Origin of the sequence: Nocardiopsis halotolerans DSM 44410, assembly GCF_000341065.1 — a bacterium.
GTDB classification, from domain to species: Bacteria; Actinomycetota; Actinomycetes; order Streptosporangiales; family Streptosporangiaceae; genus Nocardiopsis; species Nocardiopsis halotolerans.
Genome location: NZ_ANAX01000058.1, coordinates 13,269 through 28,422, shown reverse-complemented (window position 1 = coordinate 28,422; position 15,154 = coordinate 13,269). Strand labels below are relative to the sequence as shown.

Annotated in this window: 11 protein-coding genes and 1 pseudogene; 8 read left to right on the top strand and 4 right to left on the bottom strand. The window is 72.5% G+C overall.

Going from position 1 to position 15,154, the window contains the following annotated elements:
• Positions 1 to 56: 56 nt before the first annotated feature.
• Positions 57 to 1,271: an ABC transporter ATP-binding protein gene (locus tag D455_RS0104780; RefSeq protein WP_017569625.1), complete on the bottom strand. Its 1,215-nt coding sequence runs from the start codon at positions 1,269 to 1,271 to the stop codon at positions 57 to 59.
• 610 nt (positions 1,272 to 1,881) lie between these two features.
• Here D455_RS0104780 and lnt point away from each other — a divergent pair.
• Both lnt and D455_RS0104770 read left to right on the top strand, forming a co-directional pair.
• A complete protein-coding gene (gene lnt, locus D455_RS0104775) occupies positions 1,882 to 3,567 on the top strand; it encodes an apolipoprotein N-acyltransferase (protein ID WP_017569624.1) in 1,686 nt (561 codons plus the stop codon).
• Between the two features lie 51 nt (positions 3,568 to 3,618).
• Positions 3,619 to 4,167, top strand: coding sequence for an FxsA family protein (locus D455_RS0104770; RefSeq protein WP_017569623.1), 549 nt, complete (start codon positions 3,619 to 3,621; stop codon positions 4,165 to 4,167).
• Positions 4,168 to 4,338: 171 nt separating this feature from the next.
• Here the strand turns inward: D455_RS0104770 and D455_RS0104765 are convergent, their stop codons facing one another.
• Positions 4,339 to 4,818, bottom strand: a complete 480-nt coding sequence (locus D455_RS0104765) for a nucleoside deaminase (RefSeq protein WP_017569622.1) — start codon at positions 4,816 to 4,818, stop codon at positions 4,339 to 4,341.
• A 385-nt stretch (positions 4,819 to 5,203) separates the two neighbouring features.
• On the opposite strand from D455_RS0104765, the gene D455_RS0104760 reads away from it, so the two are divergent.
• Positions 5,204 to 5,872: a class I SAM-dependent methyltransferase gene (locus tag D455_RS0104760; protein ID WP_026122319.1), complete on the top strand. Its 669-nt coding sequence runs from the start codon at positions 5,204 to 5,206 to the stop codon at positions 5,870 to 5,872.
• A gap of 229 nt (positions 5,873 to 6,101) precedes the next feature.
• Here D455_RS0104760 and D455_RS29220 read toward each other — a convergent pair.
• Positions 6,102 to 8,638 (bottom strand): annotated as a pseudogene (locus D455_RS29220) (HAD-IC family P-type ATPase).
• Between the two features lie 255 nt (positions 8,639 to 8,893).
• On the opposite strand from D455_RS29220, the gene D455_RS0104750 reads away from it, so the two are divergent.
• Entirely contained in the window at positions 8,894 to 9,724 is an 831-nt protein-coding gene (locus D455_RS0104750; protein ID WP_017569620.1) for an NRDE family protein, read from the top strand.
• A 79-nt stretch (positions 9,725 to 9,803) separates the two neighbouring features.
• Here the strand turns inward: D455_RS0104750 and D455_RS0104745 are convergent, their stop codons facing one another.
• Entirely contained in the window at positions 9,804 to 11,063 is a 1,260-nt protein-coding gene (locus D455_RS0104745) for a glycoside hydrolase family 16 protein (RefSeq protein WP_017569619.1), read from the bottom strand.
• 412 nt (positions 11,064 to 11,475) lie between these two features.
• On the opposite strand from D455_RS0104745, the gene D455_RS0104740 reads away from it, so the two are divergent.
• The 4 genes from D455_RS0104740 to D455_RS0104725 all read left to right on the top strand — a co-directional run bounded on the left by D455_RS0104740 (position 11,476) and on the right by D455_RS0104725 (position 14,991).
• Positions 11,476 to 11,682 carry a hypothetical protein gene (locus D455_RS0104740; RefSeq protein ID WP_017569618.1) on the top strand — a complete coding sequence of 69 codons (207 nt, stop codon included), beginning with the start codon at positions 11,476 to 11,478 and terminating at the stop codon, positions 11,680 to 11,682.
• Between the two features lie 336 nt (positions 11,683 to 12,018).
• Entirely contained in the window at positions 12,019 to 12,207 is a 189-nt protein-coding gene (locus D455_RS32510; RefSeq protein WP_026122318.1) for a hypothetical protein, read from the top strand.
• A 99-nt stretch (positions 12,208 to 12,306) separates the two neighbouring features.
• Entirely contained in the window at positions 12,307 to 13,530 is a 1,224-nt protein-coding gene (gene mshC / locus D455_RS0104730) for a cysteine--1-D-myo-inosityl 2-amino-2-deoxy-alpha-D-glucopyranoside ligase (RefSeq protein ID WP_083922140.1), read from the top strand.
• 237 nt (positions 13,531 to 13,767) lie between these two features.
• The gene (locus D455_RS0104725; RefSeq protein ID WP_017569615.1) at positions 13,768 to 14,991 is read left to right on the top strand and encodes a hypothetical protein; all 1,224 of its coding nucleotides are present in this window, start codon (positions 13,768 to 13,770) and stop codon (positions 14,989 to 14,991) included.
• Positions 14,992 to 15,154: the final 163 nt, after the last annotated feature.

Sequence of the window (15,154 nt, the reverse complement as noted above, 5' to 3'; positions counted from 1 at the left end):
GCGCCCCGCCGGTTCCCGAAGGAGGAGAGGAAACGGCGGGGCGCTGGGGGAGGGGCTCAGCCCTCGTTGGGGTGGCCGATGGCCAGACCGCTCTTCTGGTCGAAGAAGTGCAGCTGGCTCACGTCCACCGACAGGTTGATCTCCTGTCCCGGGCGCACACTGCTGCGGGGGCTCACCCGGGCGGTGAACTGCGAGGTGTTGGCGCCCAGCGGCATGCCGTCGCCCTCGCCCTCCTCGCCCGCGGCGTCCTTGGCCAGGGCGGCGGCGTCCTCGTGGCGCACCGGCGGGGCGTCCACGTTGAAGATCACGTTGATCTCCGTGCCCAGCTCCTCGGTCACGCCCGCCTTCACCCGGATCTGCGGGTCGCCGTTGTTGTCGAGGTCGGCGTCGTTGAAGTCCGAGGGGCGGATACCCAGGATGAGCTTCTTGCCCAGGTAGTCGCGCAGGCCCTCGCGCGCGTCCAGGACGCTCGCCGGGACCGGCAGCTTGTGCTCGGCGAAGGTGAGCGCGGCGCCGTCGCCCTCCTCGACCAGTTCGGCGTCGACGAAGTTCATCGCGGGGGAGCCGATGAACCCGGCCACGAACAGGTTGTTGGGGGCGTCGAACAGGCGCTTGGGGGTGTCCACCTGCTGGAGGCGCCCGTCGCGCAGGACCGCCACCCGGTCGCCGAGGGTCATGGCCTCGGTCTGGTCGTGGGTGACGTAGATGGTGGTGACGCCCAGGCGCTCGTGGAGCTGGTTGAGGGAGGCGCGCATCTGCACACGCAGCTTGGCGTCCAGGTTGGACAGCGGCTCGTCCATGAGGAACGCGCGCGGCTCGCGCACGATCGCGCGGCCCATGGCCACACGCTGGCGCTGACCGCCGGAGAGCGCGCCCGGCTTGCGCTTGAGGTAGGGCTCCAGACCCAGCATCTCGGCCGCCTCCTTCACGCGGCGCGCGATCTCGGGCTTGGCCACCTTGCGCAGCTTCAGGCCGAAGGCCAGGTTCTGCTCGACGCTCATGTGGGGGTAGAGCGCGTAGTTCTGGAAGACCATCGCGATGTCGCGGTCCTTGGGCGGGCGGTCGTTGACGATCTCGTCGCCGATGACCAGCGTGCCCCCGGTGATCTCCTCCAGACCCGCGATCATGCGCAGCGCGGTGGACTTGCCGCAGCCGGAGGGGCCGACGAGCACCATGAACTCGCCGTCCTTGATCTTCAGGTTCAGGTTGTCGACGGCCTTGACGTCGCCGCCGTAGATCTTGTCCACGCCCTCAAGGACGATCTCCGCCATGGTTGTCAGCTCCAGGGGTCGAAACGGAGGTGACGTGGAACTCGTGGCCGAAGGTCCGCGTCACCGGCCCGACTGTTTCGAATTTGATCGAAGCAGTCCGTTGTACTGATCACATCAGACACGATCTTGATCGAAAAGTCCAGACTTGAGTCGATGTTGATCTGATTGCGGTCAGACACAAACCCCGTCCGCTCAGCTGGCGTGGCGGCTCCAGGTGCGTTAGCCTGTCCGACGGTTCATCACTTTCTCCCCTCCGGACCCTCGGGCGGCGGCCACGACACGGCGGCCGGGTTGAGGCATCGGGTCGGGGAGTCTGGGTAACCTAACGACCAGTCCAGCACTGGACGGACCGGTTGTGCGGCCCCCGCTCGTCCGATTGGACGCTGCACCACGCACCAGGTGTAGCTGGGATCGGGTGAGGGGTGGAGTACCGCGACCGGGCGGGGGGTTGGACCCGGAAAAGGCCCGAACATCCAGTAGACAACGGTATTCCGAGCTCGCCGCCGACGGGACGGAGCCGGTCCGAAGGGTGGCTCGGGCCTTTTCCGCGTCCCCCCAATATGCTGACCGCGAGCATCTCTCACCAGCGAGCGGAAAGCGAGCACCCCACGTGGTTGCCGAGCACACCGAGCAGGGCGGCGTCCCCGGCTCCGACACGACCCCACCGGAGCGGGTGGGGCGGGAGCGGACGGCGAACCCGGCCCGCTCACTCGCCACCGCCCTCGCGCCGGGACACCACTGGGGACGTCACGACCTGCTGTGGCGCTGCCTCGCCGCGATCGGTTCCGGTCTGGCCCAGCTCCTCGCCCTGCCGCCCCACGGCCTGTGGTGGCTGGGCCCCTTCGGCGCCGCGCTGCTCGCCTTCGCCGTCGCCGGAACCCGCACGCGCCGCGCCGCCTGGCTGGGAGCCCTGTCCGGGGCCACGCTCATGGTGCCGCTGGTGCGCTGGCAGGACGTCTTCGGTGTCGACGTGTGGCTGCTCATCGCCGCCGCCGAGACCGTCTACTTCGTGCCCATGGCCATGGGGCTGGCGCTGGCCGTGCGCCTGCCCGGATGGCCGCTGTGGACCGCCGCCCTGTGGGTGGCCCAGGAGGCCGTACGCGCACGCTGGCCGCTGGGCGGTTTCCCCTGGGGCAAGCTCGCCTTCGCCCAGCCCGACACGCCCTTCGTCGGCTACGCCGCCCTGGGCTCCTCCGCGCTGGTGACCTTCGCCGTCGCCCTCACCGGGGGCCTGCTGCTGTGGAGCGCGCTGCGCGCGGCCTCAGCCGTGGGGGGCGCCTCGGCGGTGGGGGGCGCCGCCCGGCGCTGGGTTCCGGTCGCCGTCGGACTGGCCGCCAGCGCCGCGGTCGTCGCTGCGGGCGTCCTGGCACCGGCCGTCGGCCGCCCCGCCGTCTCCCACACCGTCACCGTGGGCATGGTCCAGGGCGACGTGCCCAACGCCGGCGAGATGTCCATCGCCGGTGAGCGCATGCAGGTCCTCGACAACCACGCCGACGGGGTCCACGAACTCGCCGACGCCGTCCGCGCGGGGGAGGTCCCCCGGCCCGACATGGTGCTGCTGCCCGAGAACGCCAGTGACATCGACCCCTTCCGCGACCCCGCCGCGTACGAGATCATCGACGCCGCCGCCGACGACGTGGGCGTTCCGCTGCTGTGGGGCATGAGCCGCTTCAACGACGACGGCACCCGGTACGTCAGCAGCGTGGTCTGGGAACCCGGGACCGGTCCGGGGGAGATCTACGACAAGCGCTACCTCGTGCCGTTCGGCGAGTACGTCCCCTACCGCGACTTCTTCACGCGGTTCGTGTCCCGCCTCCAACAGGTCAGCGCCGACGCCGTCCCCGGCACCGAGCCCGGCGCGCTGGAGGTGGGCGGAACCACCCTGGCCGTGGGCATCTGCTTCGACGTGGCCTTCGACCAGCCGGTGCGCGAGTCCGTGGCCGCGGGCGGGCAGGTCATCGTGATCCCCACCAACAACGCCAACTACAACTTCACCGGCCAGACCCACCAGCAGCTGGCCATCACCCAGCTGCGCGCCGTCGAGCACGGGCGTCCGGCGGTGGTGGTCTCCACCAGCGGTGTCAGCGCGGTGGTCAACCCCGACGGGAGCCTGGCCTACACCTCACCCGAGGCCGAGCCCGACGTCCACGTCGCCGAACTCCAGGCGATGGAGGGCACCACGCTCGCCACCAGGCTCGGCGCCGCGCCGGAGGCCGTTCTGAGCGCCCTGGGACTGGCCGCCGTGGTCGTCGCGGTGGTCGCCGGACGCCGCCGGGGAACCAAAGCGCCCGCGTGAGCGTTCCTCCCCCAGGGAGGACACGGTCGACGACCCTGAGGATGGTTACGCATGCCGCTGCTGACGGTGCTGGCGCTGATGGCACTGCCGTTCCTGGAAGTGTGGCTGATGATCGTGGTCGGCGGCTGGATCGGCGTGCCGTGGACGCTGGCCGCACTGGTCTCGCTGCTGGTCCTGGGTGCGGCCGTGCTGCGCCGTGCGGGTACGAAGGCCTTCCGGGACGCCGACGGGGCCATGCGCTCGGGTGAGCCGCCCCAGGGCGGGCTGCTCGACCCGCTCATGCTCATGGCGGGCGGTGTCCTGCTCGTGGTCCCGGGGTTCGTCACCGCCGTGCTCGGCCTGCTGATGGTCCTGCCCTTCACCCGACCCGCCCTGCGCTGGGCCTTCGCCGGATGGGCGCGGCGGCGCGTGAGGAAGATGCGGGACCGGATGGAGGATGACCTGCTGGCCCGGGGAGCCGACATCCCCGGCCGGGGGCCGTACGGCGGTCAGGGTTCCCCCTTCGGCCGTCGCCCCGACTCCGGTGGTGACGCTGCCTCCCCGAGCCGGGGCCGCGTCATCCAGGGCCGCTTCGAGCCCGAGAAGGACGACCGGGACTAGGTCGTTTTCTGGATCGTTCCGTGCTCGCGGCCCCGGACCGCCTCCCGCCGTGCCGGTGACGCCCGCACGGCCAACTGGGCAGCTCGCGGGGTGTCGGCTCCGCCGACGGGGACGAAGAGCATCCGGAGAAACACTCCCCGGGACCCGCCACCGCGACGGGACCGGGATCCGTCACCGACGGCCGTGGAAGCGGGCCTGGAGCCCGCGTACCTCCGCGGCCAGGGGATCCACCGGGCCGTCCACCGCGACTCCCGGCACGATCTCGTTGACCGGCAGTGCCCGCACCGGCGCCGGGGGCACGTCCCACTCCTCCAACCACGCGGCCAGCTGCGCCGAGGAGCTCGCGTACACGATCCGGCCCAGCCCCGCCCAGCCGTGGGCGGCCGAGCACATGGGGCAGTGCTCGCCGGAGGTGTAGACGGTCGCCGCCGAGCGCTCGGCGGGTGTCAGGCGGGTCGTCGACCACCGGGCGATGGCGAACTCCGGGTGTCGGGTGCGGTCGCCCCCGGCGACGCGGTTGCGGTCCTCGAAGAGCACGGCCCCGTTCCGGTCCACCAGCAGCGAGCCGAAGGGTTCGTCGCCCGCCTCCAGCGCCTCGGCGGCCAGTGCGACCGCGCGCCGCAGATGCCGCATGTCGGTGTCGTCCACCATGGTTCCTCACCTTTCTCGTGGGAGTTCGTTCCTGACTGTCTGTCCGTGGGGTCGGGAGAACCCCGGGGGCGCCAGGTATGGCTGTCATGGTCCAGCCGCAGGCGGGGCTCCGGAGGATCGGCCGCCTGGCGTCCCGCGACGACCCGGCCGCTGACGGGGAATCCTCCGTTCTCCGCGGAGCCGGACCGTGCTCTCGGCCCGGGCCCCGTGCGCTCCACCAGTTTGAGGGCATGCGGACGCGGGCGGGACCGAGGGACCCCCGTTCTCCAACCGAGGGGCCCCGTTCTCCAGTGGACGCGAGCCGACTCGACCGCGCCAGGGTCGGCTCCGGTCCGTGGACAACCCCGGCGGGCGGGCTCCGGGGGGTGCTGGTTGGATGTGGGCCATGCCCAACCCCGCAGAGCCGGAATCCTCCTTCCTGACCGCGACCCGCGCCTCCTACGACACCGTGGCCGTGGACTACGACGAGCTCGCCCGTGGCGAACTCGCGGGCAAGCCGCTGGACCGGGCGCTGCTCGCCCTGTTCGCCGAACTCGTCCGGGACGGAGGCGGGGGACCGGTCGTCGACGTGGGATGCGGCACGGGCCGGAACACCGCCCACCTGCACGGGCTGGGGCTGGACGTGTCGGGGATCGACCTGTCCCCGGGAATGTTGGAGGTGGCCCGGCGCAACCACCCGGAACTGCGCTTCACCGAGGGCTCGATGACCGACCTCGACCTCCCGGAGGGGACCCTGGGCGGGATCGCGGCCGTGTACTCCACCATCCACGTCCCGCTGGAACTCCTGCCCCGGGTGTTCTCGGGCTTCCGCCGCGCACTGGCCCCGGGCGGCCAGGCGCTGGTCGTCTTCCAGGCGGGGGACGAACCGCCGCTCCACCTGGAGGAGGGGCTCGGGCACGCCGTCTCGCTCGACTTCCACCGGCGGCCCCCGGAACTCGTCGCCGAACTGCTGGAGGAGTCCGGACTGGACGTGCACGTTCGCGCGGTCCGTGAACCGGAGGGGTCCGAGAGCACCCGGCAGGCCTACCTGCTCGCCCGCCGCCCCCGCGCATGACGGCCCGCCCGCGGACGGACCCGAGAGGAACCGTCCGCGGGCGGGCGCTCCACTGAGGCGACCCGTCAGGCGGACCCGTGGTCCGGGTGGTACGGGGAAGCCGTCGACGTTGCGGACGAGGCGTCCCGAGATCCCTCGGTGGCGTCGGGGCCAGGTGGCGTCGTCACCGTCGGGTGCGTCGGCGCCGTACGGATACACGCGCCCCGAACGCCGACGGTCCACGGGCGGACTAGACCGGTTCCGGGGTGCGCTCCTCGTCCTCCCGGTCCCTCCGGGACGCCTCCTCGGCCGCACGGGCCTCGGAGCGGGCCATCAGCCGGTCGTCCACCACACGGATCACCGTGATCACCACGATCGCCACACCCGCCACGGCCAGACCGGTGAGCACCTTGGTCGGATCACTCACGTCCAGCTCGAAGAACCACTGTCCCAGCGGCGTCACCATGGCCAGCGTCAGCAGACCCACCATGGAGGCCACCATCACCACCTTCCACCACACGTACGGCTTGGCCACCAGCAGCAGCACCCACAGCGTCGTCGCGCACAGCGTGATCACCACAGCCGTGCGGTCGGCCGGGTCGGGCACCGTCCGCCCGCCCAGCACCAGCAGGTAGGTCGTCACCGCCGCGAGGCCCGCGACCACCCCCGACGGGATCGCCAGCCGCAGCGTCCGCATCACGAACCCCGGCCGGGCGATGTCGGTGTTGGGAGCCAGCGCCAGGAAGAACGACGGGATGCCGAACGTGACCGCGTTGATCAGCGTCGCGTGCCGGGGGAAGAACGGGTAGGCGACCGCGAGGAGGCCCACGATGATCGCCAGAGTCATCGTGTACACGGTCTTGGTCAGGAACAGGTTGGCCACCCGCTCGATGTTGCCGATGACCCGGCGGCCCTCGGCCACCACGCGCGGCAGCACCGCGAACCGGTTGTCGAGCAGCACCAACTGGGCCACCGACCGCGACGCCGGGCTCCCCGAGCCCATCGCCACACCGATGTCGGCCTCCTTCAGCGCCAGCACGTCGTTGACGCCGTCCCCGGTCATCGCCACCGTGTGCCCGCGGTCCCGCAGGCCCTTCACCATGTCGCGCTTGCGTTCGGGCGTCACGCGTCCGAACGCCGACCGCTCCTCCACCTCGCGGGCCAGCTCGTCGTCGTCCTCCGACAGCGCCCGTGCGTCCACCGGCTCGTCCGCGCCGTCCAGACCCAGCTCCCGGCCCACCGCGCCCACCGACGCCGCGTGGTCGCCGGAGACGATCTTGACGTCCACGTCCTGCTCGGAGAAGTAGTCCAGGGTCGGGCCCGCGTCCCCGCGTACCCTCTGGTCCAGCACCACCAGGGCCACGGGCACCACGGCGCCGGGGGCCCCGTCGGAGTCCACCCGGGTCGACGCGCGGGCCAGCAGCAGCACCCGGTGGCCCTGCCCCCCCAGCCGCGCCGCCTCGGCGGCGGCCGGATCGTCGGCGGAGACCAGCACGTCGGCCGCGCCCAGAACCCAGTGCTCCTCACCGTCGGGGGCCAGGAAGCTGGCCCCGCTCCACTTGCGGGCCGAGGAGAACGGCGCCAGCGCCACCACCGGCCAGTCGGGCGTGGCCCGCCCCTCGCAGCCGAGTGCGATCGCCGCCATGCTGGGGTTGTGGTCGGGGTCGTTGGCCGCCAGCGCCGCCAGCACCCGCGCCGGGGACGATCCGTCGTCGTGCCCGCCCAGATCGCGGATCTCGGCCAGCCTCATGCCCGTCTCGGTCAGCGTGCCCGTCTTGTCGGTGCACACCACGTCCACGCGGGCCAGGCCCTCGATGGCGGGCAGTTCCTGCACCAGGCACCTGTGCCGCCCCAGCCGGATCACCCCGACCGCGAACGCGATGCTGGTGAGCAGCACGAGACCCTCGGGGATCATCGACACCAGGGCCGCGACCATGCCGCGCAGCGCGTCCGCCAGCGGCCCGGAGATCTGCCCGCCCGCGGTCGACTCCTCCAGGGCCACCTGTCCGCCCATGAACAGCTGGCTGTAGACCAGCAGGGCGCCGATCGGGAACAGCGCGTAGGTGATCCACGTCAGGATGCGGTTGATGCCCGAACGCAGCTCCGACCGCACCNGCTCGCCTCCTCCGCCAGCCGCGCCGCGTAGGCGTGTCGCCCCACCTTGGTGGCCCGGAACCGGCCGGTTCCGGCCACCGCGAAGCTCCCGGACATCACCGTGTCCCCGGGCCGCTTGACCACCGGGTCGGCCTCACCGGTCAGCAGCGACTCGTCGACCTCCAACCCACCGGCCCAGGTGACGGTGCCGTCGACCACGATCTGGTCGCCCACGCCCACCTCCAGGACATCGTCCAGGACGATCTCCTGCGTGGCCACGTGCACGGTGGCGCCGTCACGCACGACCCGGGGCCGGGCCGCGTTGACGATGGCGAGCCTGTCCAGGGTGTGCTTGGCGCGCAACTCCTGGACGATGCCGATCAGCGTGTTGAAGCAGATGACCATCGCGAACAGGCCGTCCTGCACCGGACCGATCACGACGATGATGGCGAAGAGCACCGCCACCATCGCGTTGATCCGGGTGAAGACGTTGCCGCGGACGATCTGTCCCACCGTGCGGCTGGCGCGCACCGGGACGTCGTTGGTCCGGCCGGAGGAGACCCTCTCGGCGACCTCCCGCCGGGACAGCCCGGTCTCGGACGGGGGACCCGTCGGGCCGGTGGGGGATGACTCCGGCGGCCTGTCAGCGGTGCTCTCCGCGCCGTCGTCGGTCCGGTCGGGTTGCTCGGGCACGCACTACTCCTGTGTGGTCCGGGAAACGGATCGGACGACGGTTTCCGCGTCCGTGCGCTCTGGGGGAGACACACAGACTAGAAGACTCCGGGGCCTCACGACAGGCACACGGACCCCGGGAACACCGTGGTGCCCGCACCACCGGGTTCCGGAGCGCGCCGCGCGGCGTACTCCGAGTACCGTTGCGTCCACCTGCGTTCAACGTTTCGTCGACATCCCCGAGCGCGTCGCCGGGGACCCACAGCAAAGGTCGTCATGTGCACCGTCATCGTCGGCTTCGATCCCGGCGCGGACACACCCCTCGTCATCGCCGCGCTCAGGGACGAGATGGTCTCCCGTCCCTGGGACCGGCCCGCCCACCACTGGCCCGACCGTCCCGACCTCGTCGGCGGCCGTGACCGCCTCGCCGGCGGAACCTGGCTGGCGGTCGATCCGGTCCACGTGCGGGCGTCGGCCCTGCTCAACGGCTGGCCCTGGGACGGGCGCATGCCCTGGGAGGGCACCTATCCGGCCAGCCGCGGCGAACTGCCGCTGCGCGCCCTGGCGCAGTCGGGCAGGAACCCGGGACGGGACCCGCTGCACGGGGAGGATCCCACCCTGTACGCGCCCTTCCACCTGCTGGACGCCGACGCCCACCGGGTCAACCTGCACAGCTGGGACGGCCGGTGCCTGGACACCCGGCCGCTGCCGGTGGGCGTGAGCATGGTGGTGAACACGGGCCTGGACCCCGACGACCCGCGCGCCGTCCGCCACACGCCCGGGTTCGCGCGCACCCGGCCCGACCCGGCCGACCTGGCGCGAGCCCGGGGGATCGCGGAGGTGTGGGGGGAGTGGCCGCGCCTGATCACGGAGGCCGCGGGCTCCGCGCCCCGCTCGGCGGGCCCCGACGAGTCCGGTGACCCGACGGGCCTGATCGCCCGCGCCGACCTGGGCGGGGGAAGGGTGTGGGCCACCGGGTCGGTGACCCTGCTGGCCCTGGACCGCGAGACCGTGCGCTACGCCTTCACCGACACCCCCGCCGATCCCGGGGCGTGGCGGATGGTCGATCCGTCCCCCTCCCCGTACTCCCCGCCCTCCCCGTCCTGAGGGTCCGCGACCCGGCACGGACGCGCGCCGCCCACCGGGTGGGGAAGGCCCGGTGGGCGGATACGGAGGACGCTCGGGGTCAGCCGGGCAGGTTCCAGCGCTGGACGGCGCTGCCGTCACAGTCGGCGATCACCATGCGGGTGCCGTCGTTCTGCACCCGCCCCTGAGGTTGCAGACAGCGTCCCGACTGGGGGTTGCGCAGGGCCTGGCTTCCGCTGTCGTGGACCCACTGCTGGGCGCCGGTCCCGTTGCACTCCCACAGCTGTACCGGGGTGCCCGCCGCGGTTCCACCACTGGCCACGTCCATGCACTTGTCGAACGCCCGGAGCGTTCCGTCGGCGCCCACGGTCCACTGCTGGGCCTGGTTGCCGTTGCAGTGCGCCAGCTGGATGGGGGTGCCGTTGGCCGTCTGGGCTCCGGCCACGTCGAGGCAGATGCCGTTGGAGGCGGTGATCGTGCCGGTGCCGCCGCCCGTCCCGCCGTCGAGCGAGTAGATACGGACGTAGTCGACCAGCATCTGCTGGGGGAACTGTGTGGTGGCGTCGGGGTAGCCGGGCCAGTTCCCGCCGACGGCGACGTTGAGGATCATGAAGAAGGGCTGGTCGAAGACCCAGGGGTTGCCGCCCACGTCGGCCCGGTCGAGGGTGTGGTAGGCGTTGCCGTCCACGGACCAGGTGATGGACCCGGGGCGCCAGTCGACGGCGAAGGTGTGGAAGCCGTCGGCGAAGGACCACCCCTGGGGGTGCATGTAGGAGGCGCCGATGCCGTTCGCCCCGGAGTAGCCGGGGCCGTGGACGGTGCCGTGGACCAGGTGGGGCTCGCGGCCGATGTTCTCCATGATGTCGATCTCGCCGGAGTCCGGCCAGGGCGTCTGGGGGAAGTCGGCGCCCAGCATCCAGAAGGCTGGCCAGATGCCCTGGCCGCGCGGGATCTGGATGCGGGCCTCGATCCGCCCGTAGGCGTTCTCCACCTTGTTCTGGGTGGTCATCCGGGCCGAGGTGTAGGAGCCGTCGGCCTCGCGGCGTGCGGTGATGACGAGGTTGCCGTCGCCGTCCAGGGCGGAGTTGGCCCGGCTGGCGGTGTAGTTCTGGAGTTCGTTGTTGCCCCAGCCGTGGTCGCCGGTCTCGTGGTTCCAGTTGGCGGGGTCGGGGGCGCTGCCCGCGGGGCCCTCGAACTCGTCGGACCACACCAGGGCGGCCTGGTTGGTCTCGGCGGTCGGTGCCGCGGCCTCCGGCGCGGGGGCCGCCGCCGCGGTGCCGGGGGTCAGCAGCGCGGCGGCGGTGAGGAGACAGGCGGCCGTGGAGAGGAGGGATCGGCGTGGTCGGTACTGGGTACGCATGGGCTGCTCCGGGGGGAAGCCCCGCCTCGGCGGGGCGGCGAGCGGGCGGAGTCGGTCCGCCGAGGCGCGGCGGACACGGGTTGACGACCGCTTGCGGTCGTCCTGTCACGTATCGGATTGAATTGGTAAGTTACTGTACGTTTAGTTTGTTGGGCGCGCAAGGGGTGCACGGTCCGCGGACGCGCCCCGTGCGCGGACGCTGTGCATTGCGCGCGGGACAGCGGGTAGAGGACAGGGACACCGTGGCGGCGCACCTCCCGGTCCCCGCCGACCTGGGACGGAGCGAAAGGATTCCGGAACCGTGCCGAAGGCGCGGTACGGGAACGTGGCCACGGCGAACTCGGGACGCGGAGGCAGCGTCACACCGTGACCCGGGCACCCATGACCGCCGACCCACTCCGAAGGACCACCCATGAGCGCCATGACCGTCCGCGACCACGCGTTCCCGCCCGACCACGCCCCGAGCACCCGAGACCGCCGCGCCACGGCCAGGGCGCGCTGGCGGCTCCGCGCGACCCGGGCGGACATCGCCGAGTTCGGCCCCGTGGACGCCCCCGAGTTGGAGCACGTGGCCGAGGAGCTGGACCTGCTGGAGCTCGCCGACGCCGCCCGGCCCTGACCCGGCGCCCTCCCCTCCGGGGCGCTGTCCCGGAACCGTGACCCGGCTGGCCGGACGCGCCGGTGGCGCACGCGCGTGAGACCGGACCCGCGCCCGACCCGCCGAGAGCACGTCGCCGCCCGCCGCCGCGCGTACACGTGGGGCCGGTGGGCGACGTGGCCCGGCCGGGGCGACGGACACCCTCTGTCGCTGGTGTTCGCCGCGCCCGCGCACGGGACTGAGCCATCTCCCACACCCATGGTTGTCAACCCCCAGAGTGACCGCGGCGTCTCAGAGAGAGACGGCGCACACGCCGTCAGGCTCGCGTGCGAACACGCGTTCACGGCAGGGGGCACGATGAGGAGCCGTCACGGCAACCTGATGGAGAGCGGGGCCTACTGGCTCCTCTACGTCGTCTCGGTCAGCGGTGCGCTGCTGCACTGGCGTCTGGGCAACGAGGAGATGGCCGTCGTGTGCGCCGCCGCGGCGGTGTCCGGCGCCGTCCTCATCGGCAGGAGGCGCCGCGACCTTCCCGCGCACCGATGAGTCCCCGACTATTCCCGTCCTGCCTGGGGTGATCATCACGCACGCCGTCCGCCCTCCCACGCACGCGTGTCGCACGCCCGTCCGGATAGGCTGCGCGGTATGCGTTCATGGTCTGCGCCTGACATCGTCCCCCTGCCGGGTACCGGCGGCCCCCTCCGCGTCCACGACACCGCCACCGGACGGATAAGGACGACGACGCCGGGACCCCGGGCGGGCATGTACGCCTGCGGCATCACCCCCTACGACGCCGCCCACCTGGGTCACGCCTTCACCTACCTCACCTTCGACCTGGCCAACCGGGTCTGGCGCGACGCCGGGCACGACGTCAACTACGTGCAGAACACCACCGACATCGACGACCCGCTGCTGGAGCGCGCGGAGGCCACCGGTGTCGACTGGCGCGACCTCGCCCACCGCGAGATCGACGTGTTCCGCGAGGACATGGCCGCCCTGCGGATCATCCCTCCGACCTCCTACGTCGGCGTGGTGGAGTCAGTCGACCTCATCAGCGACCTGGCCGCCCGCATCCGGGCCACCGGCGCCGCCTACGAGATCGACGGCGACCTGTACTTCTCCGCCGCCGAGGCGCCCGAGTTCGGCGGGATCAGCCACCTGGACCGCGGCGAGATGCTGGAACTGTTCGGCGAGCGCGGCGGCGACCCGGGGCGCACCGACAAGAAGGACCCGCTCGACTGGCTGCTGTGGCGCGCCGAACGCCCCGGTGAACCCGCCTGGGACAGCCCCCTGGGCCGGGGGCGTCCCGGCTGGCACATCGAGTGCAGCGCCATCGCCCTGGACCGCCTCGGCCCCGCCTTCGACCTCAACGGCGGCGGCAGCGACCTGATCTTCCCCCACCACGAGATGGGCGCGGCCGAGTCCCGCTGCGTCACGGGCGGCCCCAACGCCCACAACCACCTGCACGTGGGCATGGTCGGCCTCGACGGCGAGAAGATGTCCAAGTCCCTGGGCAACCTCGTGTTCGTCTCCAAGCTGCGCGAACAGGGCGTCGACCCGGCCGTCATCCGCCTGGCCATGCTCGACCACCACTACCGGGCGCCGTGGGAGTGGACCGACGCCGAACTCCCCGCCGCCACCGCCCGGGCCGACCGCTGGCGCGCCGCCCTGGCCCTGGGCGCGGCCCCCGACGCCGCCCCGGTGCTCGCCGCCGTGCGCGCGGCCCTGTCCGAGGACCTGGACTCCCCGGGCGCCCTGGCCGCAGTGGACGCCTGGGCCGACGCCGCGCTCACCGAGGGCGGCACCGACACCGGGGCGCCCGCCCTGGTGCGCGCCACCGTCGACACGCTGCTGGGCGTGCGCCTGTAACCGTCGCGGAGTTCGTCAGCGCTCCAGACGAGTACGTCGGGTGGTACGGCACCACCCGTGACCACCCGTGTCCCCACCACGCCGAAGGGCCTGGGTTCCGCCGAGTGCCGGGCTCGGGCCCCGGCGGCCCGGCCTCCGGCCGGTCGGTCCGATGTCGCGGTGGGGACGCCGAAGGACCGTGGCGCCCCGTCCGAAGCAGGCCTCGGAACGTCGGTGGGCGCTGCCACAATCCGGGACATGCAGACAGGACCGGACGTACTCCGCAGCACCGCATGGGACCGCACCTTCCACGCCCACGGCTCCGGTGCCGACGCGCCCGAGCGCCTCACCCCCCTGCTCACCGGCGGCACGTGTGAGCGCAAGCACGCGCTGGACTACCTGTACGGCTCGATCCTCCACCAGGGCACGGTCTACCCGGCCACCGTCCCCGCCGCCCTGTTCGTCGCCGGGATCCTGGACCGCCCCGAACTGGACGACCTGGCCCGGGACTCGATCTCCGAGGCCATGGGCGCGGCCCCCAGCCCCCTCAGGCAGAGCCTGCTGGGCTTCCTCACCGACGTGGCCGACAGCGCCGCCGCGTTCGCCGCCTCCACCGACGCGACACCGGTCGCGCGGGCGCCCCTGTCGGAGGACGAACGCGTACGCCTGATCGACGCGGTGCTGGCCGACGACGCCGACGACGAGGCCTGGTCGGAGGGCGGCGTGGAGACGCTCATGGACGAGGCGGCGGACGATCTGCGCGCCGCCGCGCCCGCACTGAACGAGGCGGTCCGCCCCTTCCTCACCTGCCACGATCCCCTGACGCGCATCCGCGCAGTGGAGGCCGCCGCGGCCACCGCCCGGCTGGGCGGCCTGGCGCTGGACCTGTCCGGCGCGGCCGACATGGCCGAGACGCGCGACGAGGGCGCGGTGATCGTCCTGGCCCTGGGGGAGTGCGGCGGAGACACCACCGAGTTCCTCACCCACGCCGACCCGGCGATCCGCGCCTGCGCGGCCCTGGCCCCCTCCCAGCGCGACAACCCCGTCGCCACCGGGGAGTTGGTCGCCGCCCTGGCCGGGCCCGCCGAGGCCGACGCGTGGTTCACCACGCGCCCCGCCTTCTTCCCGGCCCGTGTCCGCTTCACCCTCGTCCGGACCCTCGCCGAGCGCTCGACCCCCGAGGACGCCGCACGCCTGCTCCCGGTGCTGCGCGCCCTGGCCCCGCTCACGTCGGTCCTCACCGCCGCGGAGGACGCCGGTCCGCTGCTCGCCCTGGCCTTTCCGCCCCGGGACGGGGACGAGAAGCCGCCCGTCCGGGCCCGTAACCTCGAGGAGCTCACCGGCGTCCAGCGCGACTACCTCCGGGTGCTGGCCGACTCCGACGGGTTCTGGCACGACCGGATCGCCAACTTCCGGGTCGTCCTGGCACGGCTGGGACTGCCGGGAGAACGCGAGGAGGTCCGTGCGCTGCTCGGCGGCTGAGTACGGAGGATCGTGGCTGTACTGATCCGGTTCCTGGCCGTGTGGAAACCGTTCCGCCCGATTCGTGCGCACACGTCTCGTTATGCACGTGCACGGTGACCACCTGTGGCCACGAACTCGGCGAAACGCCGGCATCAGGGCTCCGACCATGGTGGGATGGCCG